The organism is Halobacillus sp. K22, from assembly GCF_052246795.1.
Classification (GTDB): domain Bacteria; phylum Bacillota; class Bacilli; order Bacillales; family Halobacillaceae; genus Halobacillus.
Window position 1 is genome coordinate 57928 of the sequence record NZ_JBQQCN010000015.1, and the last position, 21176, is coordinate 79103.

The following is a 21176-nucleotide window of genomic DNA, read 5'->3' on the forward strand; positions in this document are numbered from 1 at the left end:
ATCATTCCTCTCCTTTGCACAAATCTGACAACGTGTCGATTTGCTCCTGTTTACCAATCGTCATGATGACATCCCCTGGTACCAGTGTTGTATCAGCTTCTGGAATGGCGATGGTTTCATCTCCTTTGACAATGCCAATAATAGTAGCCCCTGTCTTATTTCTGATTTCTGATTCTTCTATCGTCTGATGAGCAATACTAGAACGCTTGGATAATTCAACCCAGTCAATAACAATCTGATTCTTGAAAATTTTCAATTTATCAGCATCTACCGGCTGGTAGGTTGCACCTAATAGTTGTGCTCCTAGTTCTCTTGTCTCATCAGATGTAAGATCCATTGCAAAATCTGCTTCTTCACTATCTGCATCTTCAAAGAAATAAAGTTCTCTTTTACCAGTGTGGTGGACAATTAATACAAGCATGCTGTCTTCACCTGTTTTTAAAGAGATTTTTTGTCCAATCCCAGGCAGCTGAGATATTGAAATGTTCATCTGACCAGCACTCCTTACTTTCTTCTTCCATTTAATTATAACAGAATGCTCCCGTTGGATAGGGGCTGATTCTCTTCAAAATGGAATTTCTTTTTGATTTGATTTTCCTTTTAATTTTTTCTTTCCTTTGAAAATTCACCGCATTTGTCATCTCAAATGGGGTATGGTAATTTAAAATAGGTAATACGATACCTGAGGAGGTTAAGATTATGACAACACATATTGGGGCTGAAAAAGGAGAAATAGCAGAAAAGATTCTTCTTCCTGGAGACCCATTACGAGCTAAATATATAGCAGAAAACTTTTTGGAAAATGCTGTTTGTTATAACGAAGTCCGCGGAATGTATGGATATACAGGGACCTATAAAGGAGAACGGATATCCGTACAAGGGACAGGCATGGGCGTTCCCTCTATTTCTATCTACGTAAATGAACTTATTGAAGGCTATGGTGTGAAACAATTAATACGTGTCGGGTCATGCGGAGCTTTACAGAGTGATGTGAAGGTCAGAGATGTTATCCTTGCTTCTACTTCGACCACGGATTCCCAAATGAACCGAATGGTCTTTGGCGGAATCGACTTCGCCCCTGCTGCAGATTTTAACTTATTAAAAAATGCTTATGACGCCGGAATTGATAAAGGACTAAAATTACGCGTTGGAAATGTATTTACGAGTGACAGTTTTTATCGTGACCACGCGATGGATTTATTCAAACAGCTGGCTGACTATAATGTATTAGCCGTTGAAATGGAAACCACAGCTCTTTATACATTAGCAGCCAAACATAATTGCCAAGCTTTATCCGTACTAACCGTGAGCGATCACATTCTTACAGGTGAAGAAACGACTTCCGAAGAACGCCAGACCACCTTCAACGAAATGATTGAGGTAGCTCTGGAGGCTGCCATTCAAGAGTAACCAAGGACACCCTCTGCTATAGAGGGTGTCTTTAATTTTGTTTAATGTCAATCAGGTCTTTTAGTTCCAGCTCATAAATGGTATCTCCTGCAATCACCAGGAAAAACTCGGGACGCATTTGTTCAAGCACCCCCCGAAAGGTGAGTTCCCTAGTGTAAACAATTACGCATTTACCTCGATTTATCCAGAGCTTCTTTTGTGGATCACTACTTAAAACAGACAGACGGGTGGAATCAGGTAATTGTAAGGCCATAGTAATTACTCCCTGCATGACAGCTTTCTTTATCTTATACAGTTTCTATTGTTACGTTTGGGCCAATACCTACGCAATTAGCGGTTAGTTCAAGTGTCTATTGTTAAGTATTCCTAAATCAGTTTAAAATTATAAGTAACCAGGCTCCTCCCTTATACACGCATGTTTTTTAGGACGGAGAAGCTTAAATTATGATATAATTACCATGTTCTAATTTAAACATAAGTTAGAAACGGCTATTATTTATACATACATCTCTTAATTTGTGGAAAGGATGTCAACATGTTGCTGGACCTACTGCATAATTTCCCTTTATGGGCATCAATTGCTTCGATTTTTTTTGCCCAACTAGTAAAAATTCCGATTCAATTTATTGCATCTAGAAATTTTAATCCCAGCCTGGCATTCAGCACCGGAGGAATGCCGAGCAGTCATTCGGCTGCCGTTACGGCGCTCGCTACTGGAGTCGGAATCCAGCAAGGGTTTAATTCATCGATTTTTGCCGTCGCTTGTGTGTTCACTATCATTGTTATGTTCGACTCCACAGGAGTTCGGAGACAAACGGGAGAACAGGCTATTATGCTGAACATATTAACGAATGACTTTAATCGGTTTGTAAATGAAGCAAGAGATTGGGGTAATAAAGAACAGTACCAGAAAAAAGAGGAGCTGAAAGAATTATTAGGCCATCAGCCCATTGAGGTTTTCTTTGGTGGACTAACAGGGATTTTATTAACCTTTTTACTGTACGCCTGGATTTACTAATCTACATTTTGGGCAAGTCTGATATAAATAGTCTCAAAAAAAGAAGGGTCCTCAGGAGGAACCCTTCTTTTTTTGCGGTATAGCAGGCTTGTAGAAAACTAACTGATTAATTTAAAACCAGACTACTGTTTTAAGATTTGTGATCGGAATACTTGTAATGACTCGTTTTCATTTAAAACTTTCAATCGTTTTTCTGAAAGGGTTCCATTACCTACTTCAATTACATAAACATCTATTGTTTTTTTACCCCATTGTTCATAAACCGCTTCTACAGTTGGAAAATATAGATCAAGTTCGTTCCCTTGAATAGCAGATCCTTTGTCAGCCACTACCCCATAACCGTAATCAGGAATGAAAAGCACGGTTCCTATAGGAAAGACATTCAGATCAGCAGCAATCGTTGAATATAAATCTCTTTTTACATTGACCCCTGAAAAAGTAATGCCATAACCAGGATGATCTGGGGTCTTCCCTGTCGACTCCGGACCCGCTGTGTATCCGGTAGCTGTGACCGTATGAGATTGGAATTGTGATAGGTCTAGTGTTTCGGAGAGCTTCCGTTCAGATTCTTCAGCAGCCCTTGAAAGAAGGACAGGCTGAGTAGCTGAAGCATCTAAAAAATGTTCAGAAGAATCCATTCTAAACTTAACAGAAAGCCACTCATCAAAATCTCCCATTGATAGATTGGACACATTGGCTACTGTGCTGTACACAGCCAAGGTAAACAATAGGATCAGCATCGTTTTTTTCAGGCGTTGGCTCATGAAAATCACCTCTAGGTGTAATCATGTCCAAGCACGTATATTTTATACAAGAGTGCTTTTAATGCGGGAGGTGAAATAGCAGACTCCTTTTCTCACCATAGGAAAGAGGATATACTCCTTCGCTATGACCGAAGCATACGAGGCCAAAGAAGCAGCTGCTTTGGCATAATTAGAATGGAAACTTTTACGGAGCAAATTATTTTAGCGCGAATATTAATATGTACATCTCTTACCAACGTCCTGCACAAAAACAGCCTCTTCTGTTAGGGAAGAGACTGTTTTATTAAAACATTTGATAACCATTTTTTCTTAACCAGCGAATGACAAGGCCTGCTACAATAGTGCCAGCTAAACCGCTCGCCAGAATTAATATATCGACTACTTGTAAATTCACCAACTTTTCAAACACAGTTGGGAAAGAGGTGGCTGGTTGTGAAATATACTCTGTCCATGGAAAGTCGTCCACGATAAACAAGACGATCACGGGATAAACGAATGACATGACCCACGAAGACCGTAAAAGCATGTTTAACAGGAAAGATATCCCAAAAAATAACACAAAAAACAATACCATAGAAACTAAAAACTGTATGATGTTCAATGAAGTTCCCCCTAAGCTTGCACTTGCCTAAATCTCTCCAAAACTCATTCTATAACTGATAATAGCAAAGCGCAAGCGCTCTATGTAAGCTAAGAAAAAAAGCAAAGGCACTGAGCTGCCTTTGCTTCTTACTTAAAAATTAAGGATTATTGGAAAAAGTTCAACTTACCTTTCTTCAAGACAAGACCAGGGCCGCCAAGTTTAAGAAGGTAGCGATTATCAATTACCTTCTTCATAGCAGAAGCAGACCAGCCGAAGAGTTTCTTGTCGTTAAACACAACACCAATAGCATCTTTATGACCTAGAGAAGCGACAGTACCTTTAAGGTCTGGAGTAAATGGCTCCAAATGCTTATCACCTTTTACAAGCTTCGTAAGGTTAGCCGCTGTCTGCTCAGCCATTTGAATGGCAATTTGGGCTGTAGGCGGGTAAGGACGTTCTGTTTCTTCGTTAATAAGCAACGCACAGTCACCTACAATAAATACATCGTCATATCCCGCAGGGCGCAAATCATCACTTACAGGAGTACGTCCCCTGTTAGACTCAAATCCAGCTTGTTCGACCAGGCTGTTACCACGTACGCCAGCTGCCCATACAACCGTGTTCGTAGGGATTTCTTCACGCTGTTCATCTTTTTCAAAAACCAGTTTATTCTCCGTAACTTCTTTAATCATGGCACCGATCTTGAATTCTACTCCGCGGCCCTCCAGGGAATTCATCGCATATTCAACCAGCTCAGGATCGAAACCTGGCAAGGCTGACGGCGCAGCTTCCACGTTAATAATACGAACCTTTTCACGAGGAATATCATATTCCCGGCATAGCTGTGGAATACGGTTGGCTAGCTCCCCAACAAATTCAATCCCTGTAAAGCCAGCTCCTCCAACAACAAGATTTAAACGCTCTTGTTTTTTATCAGCTTCATTATTATATTTAGCAAAGTTATACTCAATGTGCTGACGAATCAGGCGCGCACTGTTAATGCTTCCAATCGTGAAAGCGTGCTCTTTTAAGCCTGGGATTCCGAATGTAGCGGCTTCATAACCTAAACCAATCACTAGATAATCATACATTAAATCGCCATTTTCAAGCATTACACGTTTTTCTGATGGCTTAATTTCTGTTACCGTATCCTGTACAAAGTTAATCTTACTTGTGTTAATAACGTCTTTAATAGGAATACGTGTATGGTCATGGTGAAGTGTACCTGCAGCGTTTTCATGAAGCCATGTTGTTTGGTAATGATAGCTGTGCTTATTTACCAATGTAACATTTGCTTCATTTACACCTAAACTTTTTTGAAGTTTAACAGCTGTAATGATACCTCCATATCCTGCACCGAGGATGACTATGTTAGGATTTTTCATGAATAATCACTTCCATCTCGTAATATTTTATTTATCCGCTGAGTGTTCTTTGTGACTACTTTCACACATAATATTATAAAAAAACTGTCGTTATTCTTATATGTTTGTCACAAATTCGTTAAATAGTGTCTAGTCTCATATTAGACTTTTTTATTTTTATTTTCAACCCATAATCCCTTTATCAAAATAATGGAATTATTATGTCTTATTGTAAAGGGTTTCATAAGGCCGGTTTCCCATTCAAAAAAGTTTTGTGATAGAATGTACATTAGTGACATTTTTCAACAGGAGGTAAATTATGAGTGATAAGATATATGATATAACGGTCATTGGTGCTGGACCTGTAGGCTTATTCACCGCTTTTTACGGTGGTATGCGACAAGCTAGTGTTAAAATCATCGAGAGTCTTCCTCACCTCGGCGGCCAGCTCACTGCTTTATATCCTGAGAAATATATTTTCGATGTAGCGGGCTTTCCAAGAGTTCGGGCTCAGGAATTAGTAGATAATCTTGAAGAGCAGGCGATGGCGTTCGACCCGACGATTGCATTAGAACAATCGGTTGAACTAGTCGAACGTGTGGAAGATGATGTTCTGAAACTAACTACTAACAAGGAAGTACATTATACGAAAACCCTGATTATTACTGCAGGAAATGGGGCTTTCCAGCCGCGTAAACTTAAAATTGAAGGTACCGATAAATATGAAGATGCTAATTTGCATTATCATGTTAATGATATGAATAAATTTGCCGGTAAGAATGTTATGATCTGTGGAGGCGGTGACTCCGCTGTAGATTGGGCTCTTATGCTCGAACCCATTGCTAAGCAGGTGACACTGGTGCACAGAAGAGATAAATTCAGAGCTCACGAACATAGTGTAGCCCAATTAGAAAACTCTAATGTGAAACTAATGACTCCTTTCGCACCGGAAAAAATGATTGGGGAAGAAAGAATCGAACAAGTTGAATTACATGAAGTCAAAGGAGAGCGCGTAGAAACGATTGATGTTGACGATGTCATTGTCAACTACGGCTTCATATCCTCTCTGGGTCCAATTAAGGATTGGGAACTTGAAATTGATAAAAATAGTATTGTTGTGAATTCTAAAATGGAAACCAATATTAAAGGGATTTATGCAGCCGGTGATATTTGTACCTATCCAGGTAAAGTAAAATTAATTGCCTCCGGATTTGGAGAAGGACCTACAGCTGTCAATAATGCCAAAGCTTATATCGACCCAGGGGCACGCGTCCAGCCTAAACACTCTACAAGCATGTTTTCATAAGTAAAAAAAGGAGACCCTTTTCAGGATCTCCTTTTTTTATGATTCTTTTTGAACGGCTCTCTCTTCACGATTCTTGATTGCTATATCTTTGACGTGCTGAGATACCTGTATTCCTCCAATTACATAAATAAAGGTTAAGAGTAAGTTTTGAACATTCATATCTATAGTCCCGAGACGTACATACTGAAGCATGGTAACCCCAAGCGTTATAAAAAAGCCAACAATGATGGCACTAATCCTGTATTCATTCATCGACAAACAGTCTCGTAATGCCTGCTTCATTTGCAGATCTCCTCTCCAAGTAAAAGATTTACTTCATTTATATGGAGAGAGCAACAAACATTATTACATAAAAGAAACGTCCTTTAACGTGTTTTCCCCCGAAGTGATCACTTAGGAAAAGGCGTGGACTAAAATGGAATTGTACCGATGATAATGTTCGCGCATTCCTCCGCATTAAGCGAAATGACATACTCCTCTAAAGAGCATAAAAACAGCTTGCAGAGAAATTAGGGATTTTTCTGCAAGCTGTTTCTGTTCTTACTCTATATAACTTAACAGTTAGGATCAGGTGAGCCTGCGTTTGTCGCTGTCTTGAATGAAGACCCACAGCCACAGGATACAATGGCATTCGGATTATCAATTGTAAATCCTCCGCCCATCATGTTCTGTTTAAAATCGATAGTTGTTCCTTCTATAATAGCAGCATCTTGTCGGTTAATGACGACAGGGATCCCGTTTGATTCTTCTGTTAGATCTAGCTCTTCATTAATTTCATCCTCTAAGCCCATGGCATATGATAATCCACTACAGCCTCCACCTTTTACACCAAACCGGAGACGTACATCACTAGAACCTTCTTCTTTCAACATTTCTTTAATCTGGTGACTTGCCGCTTCTGTAATATTTAGAATCATCCTGAGCCACTCCTTTCTTTCTTACTGTAAGTATACTAACCACTGTCATAATTATCAAATGTATTACCTGTCAATCGTTCACTCTCCGAATAATGTTTGAACCTTGCTTACATGGAGAATAAGCATAGGAGACCATGCATTAGAAAGTAGGATTATATTGGTTTCCACCTTGATCACACATGTTCCATCTACAAGTTTACACCTTCTAGCCGGTGCTTTTATAATGTTTGCTTTTTTTGGAAAAAAAGAAGATACACTTAAGCAGCGTGCTTTAATTATGAGTCTGGGGTTTATAGTCCTAGTTCCGGATATACCTAAATTCTTTGGTACTACGGCTTTTCATTCACTGATCAGCCTGCCTTTTTTATCCTTATTTCTGGCTTTTCTTATTCAAAAATGCACTAAAACAAGTTACTGGTACGCGTTAGGAGCAACATTTACTACATTTATGGGTGGGGCACTGCTTATAGATTGGATCGGAAACGGTTCCCGCCTTTTTTCTCCCCTGTCTTATAAAAATTATTCATTCACATTGCTCAAACACGAGATGCTGTTGATTTTACTAATGGCCGCTGTTTTAGTCATCGTACTAAAAACAGGCAATAAATTAATTCTTACACTTGGGTTGTTGACTGCGCTGAGCTTCTTGTCCTTAAAAGCATATGGAAAATTAGAAGTACAAAGTTATTTGCGAAATCAGGTTCAAGCAGCTCCTATCGAATTAATCAACGTTAAACCACATGGGCTTTGGGGACACGAGTGGGAATTCGTAGTAATGGCTCATGACAATAAAATCCGCGGAACAGCGTCCTTGCTTGGAAGCGAAGTGAAAATTACGAGCCGAATGAAATGACCTAGCGCTTCCGGACAAAAAGGCTATGTTGTAACCAAAAAGTTCTGCTAAATATTGTCGTTAATTTTCATAAAAGACGTATTAAGCTATAGGGCCGGTTTGCGGAAGCCTCGAATTCGAGATACCTTGAGTCCGTTACGAGATGAGGAGCAGGATAGTGGGGAAATAACTCGCTTTCCTGTGGGGGAACCGGCAAGCTTCCTCGGGCTGCGCCCTGTGGGATCTCGCCTACTCCCTTGTCCCACGGGAGTCTCGCCATTTCCCCACCAACCCAGCCATATCTAATGAACGGACTCATTTATATGAGAATGGAGCTGACCGAGACAGCCATAAATACTTCTATAGCAAGTTTTAAATACCTGTACTTGCTAGAAATCCAGCCGTGCTTAAGGTTTATCTTTCCTTATAAAGCTAGGCCTAAAGCAGAGGATTGAATGATCTCAACTTTCGCAAGGTTCGAAGGGTTAAGCGTGCCTTCACTATCTGGTGATAGGCAAAAAATCACTCATTTTTTGATTAGCCGCCGTTGATTCCACGGTGAGCGGTCGGTGGTGACGCCTGCGGGAACAGCGCGAGCCGAAGATCCACTTGGTCAAGTGTTCTTCTTGACCAAGTTAGCTGAGGCCGTGTCCGCGGCAAGCATCCACCGACAAGCGATTCGTGAGAATCAACACCAATCGTTAACAGCTCTTTTAGATGGAAATGGGGTTAAAGCGAGTCGCTCCCCGCAGGACCAAACTCTCTCACTAGATATCTCGAAACTGAGTCTTTCAGTATCGGGATCTTTACTTTTAAATCAACACGGAAATTTAACAGAGCTAAACTTAAAGAAGGCATCTAAGCGATGCCTTCTTTTACGTAATTAAATCTTATAGGGTCTCTTCCAAGTGTTCATATATTTTATCCACAAGTTCTTTCGGTGTATCTGCAATGACCCTGTCTCCCTCAACAATTGCATAAAGGCTTTGAGAACAAAGTCCACAATTACTTAAACAGCCATATTCTATAATATCAAGATCTGGATCTTTCTCTAGAATCTCTCTTGCTTCCTGGGAACCACTGGCTAAATTATTAATACAAAATTCTATCAATGGATTCATCCACATTCACCTCTTTTTTTATACGGATGAAACCCTATACCGTTCACATTTTAACACAGGGCTTAAATAAACAACAGGCGTACTTCCTTTTACCTTAAGCTTCAATCCCTCTCGATTCCAGAGCCTGATAAATGGATTTTAATCTAGGGTTACCTTCTCCCACAATCTCATCTTCTACGAGCACAAGCGGGTAAAAAAGTTCCTCCTCACGTAACCGATCGACCAGCTGCTCATCCACGCCTGGCTGGTTTTCTTCATGGAGATCATAATAGTAATAAGAAACTTTATTTTCTCCATACTTCCTTGTTATAGCTGCTTGCAGCCATTCAAAGGTTTCTTTTGATCCAGGTGCATTCACACAGCTTGCACATTTCACTTCCGCTCCATAAACGGTCAGGTTAATTTTCTTTTCACTCATTACTCTCTCCACCTTCATCAAATTCATATATTTTCATTTTACAAAACTGAGAAAAAAAGATAAAATGAAAATGGTTCTCAATCCATAAACCATCAGACTACAATAGATTTTTTGTCGATTTCGTTTTATAATGGAATTATAGAAAGGGGAAGATTGAACATGAATGAACAAGTTCAAGAAGTACTGAATAAACTTCGCCCATTTTTACTCCGTGACGGTGGAGATGTGGAACTCGTAGATGTGGAAGATGGTATCGTGCGCCTGCGTCTTATGGGGGCTTGCGGTAACTGCCCTAGTTCTACAATCACACTAAAAGCCGGCATCGAACGTGCCCTGGCTCAGGAAGTACCTGGCATATATGAAGTAGAGCAAGTATTTTAATACATGGTTTTAAATAGCCGGCACCTTAACAGGTGCCGGCTTCTTTGTATTTTACTTAACGGGAGTTAATACGTTTTTACCATTAAAAAATCGGCATAGGTTATCTAAGCATAATTCCATCATGTTGATGCGAGTTTCTCTTGTAGCTGAACCTATATGAGGAAGACAAACAACTTGATTAAGTTGAAGAAGCGGATGGTCTGCTCCGATTGGTTCTTTTTCAAATACGTCCAGTCCAGCCCCCGCTATTTCCTTGTTGACCAGTGCTTCGTATAACGCCTCTTCATCAACTACTGCTCCTCTGGAAGCATTTATAAAGATGGCTTCCGAATTCATTCTTTGGAAAACAGCCTGATCAAACATATGATGCGTTTCAGGCGTAAACGGCACCATAGAAACGATAAAATCTGATTGCTCAATCAGTTCATGAAACTCTGCAAAGCTAGCATCTAATTCTTCTTCTGTTTTCTTCTTTCTGGAGCGGTTATGGTAAAGAATGTTCATATCAAACCCTTTCGCTCTCTTAGCTACTGCTTCTCCAATCCGTCCCATCCCTACAATGCCTATTGTCTTATGGTGAATGTCTGACCCAGCTAGAAGTAAAGGTGACCAAGGTCCCCATTCCCCTTTTTTAACAAATTCACTGGCTTCCACTATTCTTCTGGCTGAAGCCATTAGTAACCCAAAGGTAAGATCAGCTGTTGTATCCGTAAGTACATCTGGAGTGTTAGTAACAACTACCTGTTTTTCTTCTGCATAGGTAATATCAATATTGTCATAACCAACAGCCAGATTGGCTACAATATTCAGGTTATTGGTCTCCTCCAGCAGCTCTTGATTGATGTCATCTGTCAGCATCGTCAATAATCCGTCAGCTTGAGCACTCTTCTCTAACAAAACTTCACGCGGCACAGGTTCTTCTTCTTCCGGCCACATTTCAATGTTCAACTGGTTTCGGTATGGTGCAATAACAGACTCTGGTAATGCTCTCGTTATAAAAATGTATGGTTTTTGCAAGTCCTTCCCTCCATTTAATCTATTTTCAAGAACATTTTAACATATACTAATCCAACTCCACTCAAATGAAGAAGACGAATATCTGAAAGTTCTGATATAATTAGACATAAGCTATGGTGGTTTGTTAAGGAAGGCACGCGGGTATTGGTAGTGGGGAAAACCGGAGAAAGGGTGTGAGAAAGTGGCAAAAGATAAAAAAGTAACTGAACTTGAAACTACAGCTCGAGACTGGCTCGCTGAACGAGGTGTAACCATTGATGATATGGCTGAGCTTGTCCATTATTTACAATCTCAATATCACGATGAATTATCTATGGAAGAATGCAGGTTTAATGTGAATCGAGTTCTAAAAAAACGCGAGGTACAGAATGCGATCATCACCGGAATTCAAATGGATCGACTCGCTGAAAAGAAAATGCTCGAGGAACCTTTACAGTCCACTATAGAAATCGATGAAGGACTCTATGGAATAGACGAAATCATAGCCTTCTCTATCGTGAATGTCTATGGGTCAATCGGATTTACAAACTATGGATATATTGATAAACAAAAGCCTGGCATACTTAAGCAGTTAAATGATAAATCATCCGGAAAATGTCATACATTTTTAGATGACATTGTAGGTGCTATAGCAGCAGCAGCTTCCAGCCGCTTAGCACATAGCATGGCTGGCGACACTGATACAGAAGAAGATTAATACGATTTTAAGAATACCGCGATTTAAATCGCGGTATTCTTAATTTCCTGAAACCATATTCTCATGCCCAACGTAATACATATGAATAGATATTTATTACATATGGAAAGGTTGTGCATGAACTTGCTGAAGAAAAGCTTAGTGTGGGCAGCTCCTGTTATTATCTCAATCGCGGCAGTACTTCTATTATTCGCAGAAAATTATTCAGATGTTACAGAACCGCCTACAGAAGGTTGGAGTCAGGGAATTGAATTAGGTCTCACTCCTACTGTAACAGAGCCTAATGTGAAATTATTAGAAGAAGAAAAACTTGAAGTTTCTTATCTCACGGAAGAGGGTGTGAAAAAGGATACATTTGATCAGAACTTTGAACTTGTTTCAGAAGAAACCTTACCCATTCCAGTAGATAAGTTTACAAAGTTTTCGTGGAGCGGTGAGCACCTTATTTATTCGGATTATCAATCGATATTTTCAGGAGAAAGCGGAGAAAAGATATCGGATATTTCTGGGTTCTTCCCCTTGAAAAATCAAACTCTATACAGTAAAGACCAGGAGCTTTTCCAGTTAGATACCGATACTCTAGATTCAATTTCCCTAATGCAGCTCGAGAATAAAAATACTGAAATAGCTGTTACAGAAACTGATGAAGCCGCTTATATAATGACTAAGACTACTGATACGAATGGGAATCACTTAAAATTCTATGAACTAGATGATCAACAAGTTACTGAATTAGGAGTAGCTGATTTTCTCGTCCAAGGGACAGAAGAAATTAGTAACATTCAGTTCTCAGTCAAAGATCAGAATTATTCCCTTTTAGTCAGCACTCTTCAAAAGCAAAGTGCAGGGGGAGAGCGTACAAACTTCTATTACTTCTCCCAATCACCATTCGGAGAAAATCCACAACTTCAAAAAGTAAACTTTCCTGACCCTCACTCAAGTTCGGAATTAAAAGAAGTTTCTGATATTGAAATGTCTATGGAAGATAAGTCCGTCAATCTCTTATTTAAAGGTTTTGGAGCTACAAAAACAACGTATGCTGATACTCCAGAGTTTAACATCTATAGAGCAGCCTTATCCTCCGAGGGAGAAAACCAAGTCACTCGATTAAGTAATACTCCAAACCCCTCAGCTGAACCTGTGTGGTTGGAAGGAGCAAACACAGCGCTATGGGTCGATCAGGGCAGTGACAATAAAAATAAGCTTATGCTCTCCTCAGCAAAACCTTCGATCGTTGAGCAGGCGGATCAGATGACCCAGGAAGCATTCATTCAAAGTTTAGGCAAAACCGTCGGAATGCTTGCCACAGGAATGTTCTCTATTGTTATAGCTGGTTTATGGTTTATCTGGCCCCTCTTTTTTATTGTCGTGATCATGTTTGCAAATAGCCGCGCCATGGATCATAACCGCTCTTGGATATTTTACGCAGGGACGATGATTTACTTAGCAGCCGCTCTCCTCTTTAAAGATAGTATGTTCACGAACCGCCTAATGGCAAAAGCACCAGAATATTTAAGCTTTCAGGGAAGTTCAATTATTTTCCTGCTTGGATTTGCCGTACTTACTTATTTAATCCTCTCCTATGGTGTTAAAGAAAGAGACTGGTCTGTTTTTATCCGATTGACTTACTTTATAGGGATTCACATTCTCCTGGTTACCGTATTTTTTGGCCCTTACCTATTGTAAAAGTTTATACTAAAAGAAGCAGTTGGGCTTTAGCCCTTCTGCTTCTTTTTCATCATCCACTCGATTAAATTTTTATACTTATAAGTTGGTTGTTTCTCATAACCCTTAACCTCTTGAAATGAGCTGACTCCTGTTTCTACCATTAGTGTATCCATACCAGCATTAATGCCAGCAGAAATGTCAGTATGGTAATTGTCACCGATCATAAGAACCTGATCCCGCTCGTATCCAAGACGAGCCAGGGCCTGATCCATGATGATCGATTCTGGTTTTCCAATAAATAATGGTTCGATTCTTGTGCTTACACTGATGACAGAGGTTAATGCTCCGTTCCCAGGTACCATTCCCTGCTCTGTAGGAATCGCCCTATCTGCATTTGTACTGATAAAAGCCGATCCATTTCTTACATGCAGACATGCTTTTGTCAGTTTTTCGTAATTTATATGATGATCGATTCCTATTACTACAAAATCGGGATTGTCATCCACCAGTTCATGCCCTTCCTTAATCATGGCGTCCCTCAATCCTTGTTCTCCAATGACATAAACTTTGGAAGGTCCTTGTTGCTGACTAATATAAATAGCTGTCGCCATACTGCTTGTCATGATTTGTTCATGACGAGCTGGAATTCCCAGGTCATTCAGTTTATCAGTAACTTGAATGGCTGTTTTTGAGGAGTTGTTCGTTAAAAACATAAATGGAAGATGACTTGTTTCCAGGTATTTGACAAACTCCGAAGCTCCTTCCACTGGTTTAGCACCTCGATACATCGTTCCATCCAGATCAATTAAGTAAGCTTTATAATGGCTCATTCAAACACCTTCTTCCTATAAAAATTAGTTACATATATGACTGTTATTCCTTTGTCTATTAACGCAGTGGCTCTAATTAATTGATTTGACAGTAACGCTCCCTATACTGGAAGACTCAGTTTCGAGATACTCGGGGCCCATTACGTTAAATGGAGAAGGGTTGGTGGGGAAATAACTCGCTTTCCTATGGGGGAACGGTGAGCTTCCTCGCTCGTTTCACTCCCTGCGGGATCTCACCTAGTTCCTTCTCCCATGGGAGTCTCGCCATTTCCCCACCAACCCAACATGATTGAGAAAAAACGGACCCTTCCAGAAAAGAAAAATTCTTCTGCTTCATCTGAATTAATTCCTTTTTGGACAGGCTATTGCGGGTAATTCCATCCTGAAAATGGGTAGAAAACCACATGATCTAATTCCACATCCAGCAGATGAGGTTTGAAGCCGTTTCGATCTCCTGATTTAGCAAGGTCCGAAGGGGGACGATGATGACTCCTGTGGGATAAACATGATCGGTGAGACCCCGGAAGTCGAAGACTGAGGAGGCTCAGCACATGCCCACGGAAAGCGAATCGTCCCCCGCAGGACCTTCACTCTAACACAATATCTCGAAACTGAGTCTTCAACTATCCGGCCTTTTAGTTTAATAAGCCTCTTATTCCATGTTATCTACACTTTTTAATAGAGCCTGTCCTTTGACTCAATCGGCTAACAGTCATTCAAATAAAAAAATCGCGTTAGACACGCGACTATTTTATCATGAGTATTAACTTATGACTATTTATTGTCGTTAGAAAATGCCGACACAGGCCCAAGTTCGTAATTTAAGTAATAGCGAACACGTTCCGGGAATTTTTGGATAGTCTTTAATTGGAAACTCCATGTTTCTCTAATGGTGTCATGTTCAACTGCCGTATAATGCTGGACAATCATTTTTCTTAAACTTATTAATTGCTTGTACCCTTCCTCTTCTTCTTCTGGCAGAACTTTTTCATCAGTTAGAATATCAATAATATCCTCATAACTCCCTGGGTCCCGCATTATAAAGCCGTCAATCATCATGTTTCCTACATCGATAATAGCTTCAATACTAATATGTGTGAGACGTTCAAGCGCAAGCTGGTCTTTAAATGACTGAAACGAAGACGTTGAATATTCATCTAAAATTTTTTCCATATAAGTTAAAATCTCTTCGATCTTCTCACGATTGACAAAATACATCCTAATACCTCCGCACAAAAACTTTTTTCACATAAATCTCTTAAATATGATAACATAATTCATGGTTTTAAATAAAAAAAGGCGATATTACTTATACTGCCTATTATTAGTGTACACTAATTTTAACATGAATCGGAGGAGCATATATGGATAGAGAATTAGCACTGGAATTGGTGAGAGTAACGGAAGCCGCAGCCATTGCTTCAGCTCAATGGATGGGCAGAGGCGATAAAATGAGCGCTGATGATGCAGCGACTACTGCCATGAGAACAATGTTTGATTCCGTGTCAATGGAAGGGGTCGTTGTTATTGGTGAAGGTGAACTAGACGAAGCCCCAATGCTTTATATCGGCGAAGAATTGGGTAATAAGACCGGGCCTTCCGTGGATATTGCTGTTGATCCTTTAGAGGGTACTAATATTGTCTCAAAAGGGCATAATAATGCTGTTGCTGTTATAGCTGCCGCAGAACGTGGGGCTTTGCTTCATGCGCCCGATATGTATATGGACAAGATTGCTGTAGGAAAGTACGCCAAAGGTCTCATCCATATTGATGATCCTATTGAACGCACGATTGATATTGTGGCCCGCGCGAATAATAAACGTGTTCGGGATTTAACGGTTATCATTCAAGAACGTGATCGCCATCAGGATATTATTGATCGTGTTATCAAAAAGGGAGCCCGCGTAAAATTGTTTGGTGACGGAGATGTAGGAGCTTCCATTGCTACCTGCCTTCCAGAAACAGGGGTAGATCTTTTCGTAGGAAGAGGCGGTGCCCCTGAAGGTGTCATTTCAGCTGCAGCAATTAAAAGTTTAGGCGGAGATATGCAGGCCAGACTTGCTCCGCAAGATGAAGAAGAAATGGAACGTTGTCGCCAAATGGGACTAGAAGACCCATTACAACATTTGACTCTAGATCATCTGGTAAAAAGTGATGATGCTATCTTTGCTGCAACCGGTGTGACCGAAGGAGAACTGTTGGATGGAGTAAAATTCTTAGGTGGGGATCTGGCCCAAACAGATTCAATTGTCATGCGGGCTAAAACTAGAACCGTACGATTTATCAAAGCTCACCATCATTTGGATTACAAGCCCCATTTAGTAATGAATGAAGAATAGGAGTTGAGAATTCATGGCTGAAAGACCTCTCCTTGAGGACTTTACTCAGGAGACGAGCACCCGTTTCGTATGCTTTACAGCCGGGAGCCATCGTTTCGAGCTTGCTTTAATGAAAGCTGATCACTTTAATAACCAGACGATGGTTATTAATCTTCACAAAAACCGCCAGGCCTTGTTGGATCATGAAACCATTAGCAAAGATGGTCATCTGGAGCACTTGTTCCAATTAAGTGCTATTGAAGCCGAAGAGTTGAGAAACTATCTGCCCGATCTCCTCTGAATAAAGAAACCTCCCCTGGAAAAACTAAAAGCCAAGGGAGGTTTTTTTATGAGCAGAAAAGATAAAAAGCTTTATTCTGATTTCGCTAATGTAGAGGCGCAGCGTAATTATTTGACGCCTGAGCAGCTACCTGAGGGACCTTATGGTTCACCAAGAAACAAAGATAAACCCGTTTCCAATGAGAAGAGTGCTCCCTGGACAGAAAAACAGCGTTATTACAGCGCGTTCAACTACGAATATAAGGCCCTGCACCAGGATCTTCAGCGGCAAGAGGATGGTGCGCACCCTATTCACGACGAAAAAGACAGGGACATTAAGCCTTCGGAGGAAGAATCCGAATAAATTAATTTTCCTAACTATCAAAAACCGGCGGCTTTCCATAATGCCCGTCGGTTTTATTGATGTACACGTTTCAATACAAAATAGGCACAGCCAAAGTTGCAATATTCGTACAAATAGTCCTCAAGCGTACTGATCTTTGTATCGAATGTGGCTTTTGGGTTTTGATCATCAAAAAAACCTTTAAGACGAAGTTGACCGTATCCCCAATCTCCGACTATAAAATCATATTTACTTAATATATCGCTAAATCTTCCTTCCACATCTTCTTGTTGAAAGGCATCTCGATGGTTCTCTACGATTTCAAAGTTTTTACCTGAAATTTCTACCACGTCTATCACCTCTATCCTGACATAAGTGTATCATATTTCTCGAATAACGCGGAAACACAACTTTACAAAATAAGTATGATTCATTAAAAAAAGTTCAACCTAAGTGAAACCGACTAATAAGGAGGAAAAGAAGTGAAAAAACTAACCATTTTATCAGTTTTATTGGCTTGTCTATTTATGATAACCGGCTGTAACGAAACAACAGATCGAGAAGAAGAAACACGTGACGGTGATACTCTTAACGGGAACGCTATGGACAATTACAATGATCAGCCTCTTGAAGGACAAGTAGGATATGTAAGATTCAAGAAAGACCAATTGGACCAGGAATCTGAAAAAAAACGTGACATTAAAGTTAATCGTGAACAAATGGCTGATATGATCACAAGAATGATTCTACGATATGATGGGTTTGAAGATGTTGCTACTTTAGTTACAGACAACGAAATTCTTGTTGCGTACCAGCCTCCGGATAATCACGATCGAGAGCAGGCAGCGGATATGGTTCAAAAGACTGCATATTCACTAGTACCAAGCTTTTACCACGTGTTTGTATCCGATGACCCGGCTTCATTTGGAGATATCCAAAGTGTAAGTACTTCCACTGTATATGATGAACAATATACGGAAGTGATCGACAGTATTATTAAGAAAATGAAGAAGTCTCCGCAAGGTAAAGTACCTAAAAATGACAGTGACCAGCCAAATGAAGGGCCAAATATGGGTTCGGATGATAGACCTGGTACAGAGACCTGATAAGCTGGCTTTCATTTCCAAACATAACATTAAGCATGTAGTTCATGCTAAGAGTATCAAAGATCATCGTAGGTGAATATTAATGAAATGTTTAGGTATTTCGCTTATCTTTTTCGTATTGATGAGCTTAGGAAGTGAACATATATACGCAGATCAGGAAGGCCAAGCAAGAATGGCTTTGTATAAAAAAACAGCTGCTCTCACAAATATTCCTTGGGAGTATCTTGCGGCTGTTGATCAATACGAACGTCAAATCCACGATGATCCAAAAGAAGGTCGAGTCACAGCTATTAAACCCGACCCCTTCTTTTGGACAGGGAGCACGGGCGAGATGCCTGTAGATTTCTTTCCTAATGGATGGGGATCTGACGGAAATGGCGATAACAAAGCAGAAATAGAGAATGACGAAGATCTCCTATGGACCATGGGGCAATACATTCAGTCTTACGGCACCACAGAAGATGATATTAAAATCGCTTTATTTAACTACTATAAACGTGATTTAACCGTCCAAACCATTATGAATACAGCTCAGGTTTTTAAAAAGTTTCAGACGGTCTCTTTAACAAAAAGAGACTTCCCTGTACCCACAGAAGCCAATTACAGCTACCGTAGCACCTGGGGAGACGCCCGCGGTTTCGGTGGCCGGCGCATTCATGAAGGTACCGATATATTTGCTAATTACGGGGTGCCTGTTAAATCCACCACTTATGGAGTAATAGAAATGAAGGGGTGGAACAAATTCGGAGGCTGGCGAGTTGGTATTCGTGATATTTATAACATTTATCACTATTATGCACATCTCAACGGTTTTGCGGATAATATCGAAGTCGGAGATGTGGTACAGCCAGGAGATGTCATAGGCTCTGTCGGCGCTTCTGGTTACGGTCCTCCAGGGACTTCCGGAAAATTCCCTCCACACTTACACTACGGTATGTACCAGGATAACGGAAAAAATGAGTGGGCTTTTGATCCTTATCCATTTCTAAAAAAATGGGAACGCATGGTCCATTAAAAAACCGGAAAGGTGATTAAATTCACCATTCCGGTTTTTCATTGTTTTAACCTTTAGATTTACGAACTGCATTAGTGATACTGAGCGCAAGTCCGCCCCATATAATTGTTACGGTAATAATAAACATGATAATCGCCATTATCGAGCAGCCCCTTTCGAGTCTTCATCTTCGTTGAATTCTAACTCATTGTTCGGCCATTTCTTCATAGAGAAGAGAACACCAACAACGATAGCAGCAACAGCCACCAGCCAGCCCCCAACAACTAATAGAGTGACAGGGTAACCTTCATATGCAGAAGACAACTCAAGAATCAGGTTCTGTACCATCATGTATCCTAGGACAATCGGTGTAATAACCTGTAAACAAACCACCCACCAGTTGCCAAGCATAATGTCAGAGGTTTTGTTAGCATGTTCTTTCAAACCTTTAATACTGCGTGCCAGCCAAGCAAGGGCTACAATTTCAACGAGACCCGATAATGCAACACCAAACGTGTTGATGAAGTGGTCTACCGTATCCAAGATGCTTAATCCGCCTCTTGTAGCGTAGAGAAGAGAGATAACTGCTGCCAAACCGCCTCCCAAGAGTACGGCAGATATACGAGAGACATTAAATTTCTCCGATACAGCCGCTACATACGTTTCCGTAATGGAAATTAAAGAAGAAAGACCGGCAAGGACCAGGGAAGCAAAGAATAGGAATCCAAACAGTCCAGGTATTCCCGGGATTTGGCTTACAATTTCAGGGAAGACCATAAACGCTAGTCCAATACCCCCTACGCCGCGTTCAGCAGCCAGTTGACCTACTGTTGTATCGTATTGGAATGCCATAAATCCAACTGCTGCAAAAACACCAATTCCAGCTAAGATTTCAAATGATGAGTTAGCAAACCCGGTAATAAAGGCATTGTTCGTTATGTCTGACTTCTTAGGCAGATAAGAAGAATAAGTTACCATGATGGCAAAGGCTATTGATAAACTGAAGAAAATCTGTCCGTAGGCTGCCACCCATACGTTAGGATCTGCAATCCGGCTCCATTCCGGCGTAAAGAAAGCTGAAAGACCGTCAGCAGCCCCTTCAAGTGTCACTGCTCTGACCACTATGATTAGGAATAAGACGACAAGCAGCGGAATAAAGATTTTATTAGCTACTTCAATTCCTTTTTTAACTCCTCGCGCTAAAAACCCTAGAGTAATAACCCAAACAGCAAGCAACGGCAGCAGCACTTTCGGAACAAGTCCGCCAATTGCTCCAGCATCGGCCAACTCCAGGAAATCTCCTACGAAAAAAGCAGTTGGATCATCGCCCCATGTTAAATTAAAAGAATAAAAAGCATACATAATTGCCCAGGCAATAATAACCGCATAATAAGTAGAAATAACAAAGGATATGGCAACTTGCCACCATCCCAGCCATTCAAAGCCCTTTTTAATTCTGCCAAAAGACTTTGGTGCAGACCCCCGGTATTTATGACCGATGGTATATTCCATGATTAAAAGAGGAATACCTGCTGTAAGTAAAGCAAATAGATAAGGTACGATAAATGCTCCTCCGCCGCTGTCATATGCAGTGGCCGGAAAACGCCAGATGTTACCAAGTCCGATAGCTGACCCCATTGCAGCTAACAAGAACCCCACTCGCGTCCCCCATTGTGCACGATTTTCCATGTGAAAGGCCTCCTTTTATTTATATAATCCCTCACTTAACCCCTATTTTTAGGAGTGAGAGGATGTTTCAAAATTTTTATTTTTTTCTGATTATTTCTGCTTAAATTATAACCATCCCTTT

General features: G+C 40.5%; 26 protein-coding genes and 1 pseudogene. 12 read left to right on the forward strand and 15 right to left on the reverse strand.

The features are described 5' to 3' along the window. Position 1: 1 nt before the first annotated feature. The gene (locus tag ACTWPM_RS12045; RefSeq protein WP_443133285.1) at positions 2–490 is read right to left on the reverse strand and encodes a cation:proton antiporter regulatory subunit; all 489 of its coding nucleotides are present in this window, start codon (positions 488–490) and stop codon (positions 2–4) included. Positions 491–699: 209 nt separating this feature from the next. On the opposite strand from ACTWPM_RS12045, the gene deoD reads away from it, so the two are divergent. Continuing rightward, positions 700–1410 (forward strand): purine-nucleoside phosphorylase, encoded by a 711-nt coding sequence (gene deoD, locus ACTWPM_RS12050; protein WP_443133286.1) that lies wholly within the window; start codon positions 700–702, stop codon positions 1408–1410. Positions 1411–1441: 31 nt separating this feature from the next. On the opposite strand, the gene ACTWPM_RS12055 is transcribed toward deoD, so the two are convergent. Beyond that, positions 1442–1663, reverse strand: a complete 222-nt coding sequence (locus ACTWPM_RS12055; protein WP_443133287.1) for a hypothetical protein — start codon at positions 1661–1663, stop codon at positions 1442–1444. A gap of 282 nt (positions 1664–1945) precedes the next feature. On the opposite strand from ACTWPM_RS12055, the gene ACTWPM_RS12060 reads away from it, so the two are divergent. Continuing rightward, the gene (locus tag ACTWPM_RS12060; RefSeq protein WP_443133288.1) at positions 1946–2428 is read left to right on the forward strand and encodes a divergent PAP2 family protein; all 483 of its coding nucleotides are present in this window, start codon (positions 1946–1948) and stop codon (positions 2426–2428) included. Positions 2429–2550: 122 nt separating this feature from the next. Here the strand turns inward: ACTWPM_RS12060 and ACTWPM_RS12065 are convergent, their stop codons facing one another. From ACTWPM_RS12065 to ACTWPM_RS12075, 3 genes are all read right to left on the reverse strand, one after another. Beyond that, a complete protein-coding gene (locus tag ACTWPM_RS12065) occupies positions 2551–3192 on the reverse strand; it encodes a 3D domain-containing protein (protein ID WP_443133289.1) in 642 nt (213 codons plus the stop codon). Between the two features lie 283 nt (positions 3193–3475). Then, the gene (locus ACTWPM_RS12070) at positions 3476–3793 is read right to left on the reverse strand and encodes a YuiB family protein (protein WP_443133290.1); all 318 of its coding nucleotides are present in this window, start codon (positions 3791–3793) and stop codon (positions 3476–3478) included. Between the two features lie 146 nt (positions 3794–3939). After that, on the reverse strand, positions 3940–5160 hold the full coding sequence (locus ACTWPM_RS12075) for an NAD(P)/FAD-dependent oxidoreductase (RefSeq protein WP_443133291.1): 1221 nt from the start codon (positions 5158–5160) through the stop codon (positions 3940–3942). Positions 5161–5458: 298 nt separating this feature from the next. Between ACTWPM_RS12075 and ACTWPM_RS12080 the strand changes: the two genes are divergently transcribed. Further along, positions 5459–6445: an NAD(P)/FAD-dependent oxidoreductase gene (locus ACTWPM_RS12080; protein WP_443133292.1), complete on the forward strand. Its 987-nt coding sequence runs from the start codon at positions 5459–5461 to the stop codon at positions 6443–6445. Between the two features lie 36 nt (positions 6446–6481). On the opposite strand, the gene ACTWPM_RS12085 is transcribed toward ACTWPM_RS12080, so the two are convergent. Next, entirely contained in the window at positions 6482–6727 is a 246-nt protein-coding gene (locus ACTWPM_RS12085; RefSeq protein WP_443133293.1) for a hypothetical protein, read from the reverse strand. A gap of 272 nt (positions 6728–6999) precedes the next feature. Next, positions 7000–7362: a HesB/IscA family protein gene (locus tag ACTWPM_RS12090; protein ID WP_443133294.1), complete on the reverse strand. Its 363-nt coding sequence runs from the start codon at positions 7360–7362 to the stop codon at positions 7000–7002. 223 nt (positions 7363–7585) lie between these two features. On the opposite strand from ACTWPM_RS12090, the gene ACTWPM_RS12095 reads away from it, so the two are divergent. After that, positions 7586–8215, forward strand: a complete 630-nt coding sequence (locus tag ACTWPM_RS12095) for a hypothetical protein (RefSeq protein WP_443133295.1) — start codon at positions 7586–7588, stop codon at positions 8213–8215. 869 nt (positions 8216–9084) lie between these two features. Here ACTWPM_RS12095 and ACTWPM_RS12100 read toward each other — a convergent pair. Both ACTWPM_RS12100 and ACTWPM_RS12105 read right to left on the reverse strand, forming a co-directional pair. Further along, positions 9085–9315: a YuzB family protein gene (locus tag ACTWPM_RS12100; protein ID WP_443133296.1), complete on the reverse strand. Its 231-nt coding sequence runs from the start codon at positions 9313–9315 to the stop codon at positions 9085–9087. Positions 9316–9409: 94 nt separating this feature from the next. After that, positions 9410–9733, reverse strand: a complete 324-nt coding sequence (locus tag ACTWPM_RS12105; protein ID WP_443133297.1) for a YuzD family protein — start codon at positions 9731–9733, stop codon at positions 9410–9412. A gap of 159 nt (positions 9734–9892) precedes the next feature. Here ACTWPM_RS12105 and ACTWPM_RS12110 point away from each other — a divergent pair, with 159 nt between their 5' ends. Continuing rightward, positions 9893–10114 carry a NifU family protein gene (locus ACTWPM_RS12110; RefSeq protein ID WP_014644140.1) on the forward strand — a complete coding sequence of 74 codons (222 nt, stop codon included), beginning with the start codon at positions 9893–9895 and terminating at the stop codon, positions 10112–10114. A gap of 51 nt (positions 10115–10165) precedes the next feature. On the opposite strand, the gene ACTWPM_RS12115 is transcribed toward ACTWPM_RS12110, so the two are convergent. Further along, positions 10166–11131 (reverse strand): 2-hydroxyacid dehydrogenase, encoded by a 966-nt coding sequence (locus ACTWPM_RS12115; RefSeq protein WP_443133298.1) that lies wholly within the window; start codon positions 11129–11131, stop codon positions 10166–10168. 181 nt (positions 11132–11312) lie between these two features. On the opposite strand from ACTWPM_RS12115, the gene ACTWPM_RS12120 reads away from it, so the two are divergent. Together ACTWPM_RS12120 and ACTWPM_RS12125 are read left to right on the forward strand one after the other, a co-directional pair. Next, on the forward strand, positions 11313–11828 hold the full coding sequence (locus tag ACTWPM_RS12120; RefSeq protein WP_443133299.1) for a phosphatidylglycerophosphatase A family protein: 516 nt from the start codon (positions 11313–11315) through the stop codon (positions 11826–11828). 123 nt (positions 11829–11951) lie between these two features. Then, positions 11952–13514 carry a hypothetical protein gene (locus ACTWPM_RS12125; protein ID WP_443133300.1) on the forward strand — a complete coding sequence of 521 codons (1563 nt, stop codon included), beginning with the start codon at positions 11952–11954 and terminating at the stop codon, positions 13512–13514. Between the two features lie 29 nt (positions 13515–13543). Here the strand turns inward: ACTWPM_RS12125 and ACTWPM_RS12130 are convergent, their stop codons facing one another. Both ACTWPM_RS12130 and hepT read right to left on the reverse strand, forming a co-directional pair. Continuing rightward, positions 13544–14326, reverse strand: a complete 783-nt coding sequence (locus ACTWPM_RS12130) for a TIGR01457 family HAD-type hydrolase (RefSeq protein WP_443133301.1) — start codon at positions 14324–14326, stop codon at positions 13544–13546. Between the two features lie 774 nt (positions 14327–15100). Next, the gene (gene hepT / locus ACTWPM_RS12135) at positions 15101–15544 is read right to left on the reverse strand and encodes a type VII toxin-antitoxin system HepT family RNase toxin (RefSeq protein ID WP_443133302.1); all 444 of its coding nucleotides are present in this window, start codon (positions 15542–15544) and stop codon (positions 15101–15103) included. A gap of 146 nt (positions 15545–15690) precedes the next feature. Between hepT and glpX the strand changes: the two genes are divergently transcribed. Genes glpX through ACTWPM_RS12150 form a run of 3 tightly spaced genes read left to right on the forward strand, consistent with a single transcriptional unit; the run spans position 15691 to position 17287 of the window. After that, positions 15691–16665, forward strand: a complete 975-nt coding sequence (gene glpX, locus ACTWPM_RS12140) for a class II fructose-bisphosphatase (protein ID WP_443133303.1) — start codon at positions 15691–15693, stop codon at positions 16663–16665. A 13-nt stretch (positions 16666–16678) separates the two neighbouring features. After that, positions 16679–16945 (forward strand): DUF3055 domain-containing protein, encoded by a 267-nt coding sequence (locus ACTWPM_RS12145; protein WP_443133304.1) that lies wholly within the window; start codon positions 16679–16681, stop codon positions 16943–16945. 48 nt (positions 16946–16993) lie between these two features. Then, positions 16994–17287, forward strand: coding sequence for a cytosolic protein (locus tag ACTWPM_RS12150; protein ID WP_443133305.1), 294 nt, complete (start codon positions 16994–16996; stop codon positions 17285–17287). Positions 17288–17340: 53 nt separating this feature from the next. On the opposite strand, the gene ACTWPM_RS12155 is transcribed toward ACTWPM_RS12150, so the two are convergent. Next, a complete protein-coding gene (locus ACTWPM_RS12155; RefSeq protein WP_224894134.1) occupies positions 17341–17616 on the reverse strand; it encodes a YutD family protein in 276 nt (91 codons plus the stop codon). A 132-nt stretch (positions 17617–17748) separates the two neighbouring features. On the opposite strand from ACTWPM_RS12155, the gene ACTWPM_RS12160 reads away from it, so the two are divergent. Both ACTWPM_RS12160 and ACTWPM_RS12165 read left to right on the forward strand, forming a co-directional pair. Continuing rightward, positions 17749–18372, forward strand: coding sequence for a YhcN/YlaJ family sporulation lipoprotein (locus ACTWPM_RS12160; protein ID WP_443133306.1), 624 nt, complete (start codon positions 17749–17751; stop codon positions 18370–18372). Between the two features lie 169 nt (positions 18373–18541). Beyond that, positions 18542–19387, forward strand: a pseudogene (locus ACTWPM_RS12165) (M23 family metallopeptidase); the annotation flags it as partial. Positions 19388–19433: 46 nt separating this feature from the next. On the opposite strand, the gene ACTWPM_RS12170 reads toward ACTWPM_RS12165, so the two are convergent. Beyond that, complete coding sequence (locus ACTWPM_RS12170) at positions 19434–19526, reverse strand: MetS family NSS transporter small subunit (protein WP_443133307.1); 93 nt, start codon at positions 19524–19526, stop codon at positions 19434–19436. Then, complete coding sequence (locus tag ACTWPM_RS12175) at positions 19526–21055, reverse strand: sodium-dependent transporter (protein ID WP_443133308.1); 1530 nt, start codon at positions 21053–21055, stop codon at positions 19526–19528. The genes ACTWPM_RS12170 and ACTWPM_RS12175 overlap by 1 nt, the downstream gene beginning before the upstream one ends. Positions 21056–21176: the final 121 nt, after the last annotated feature.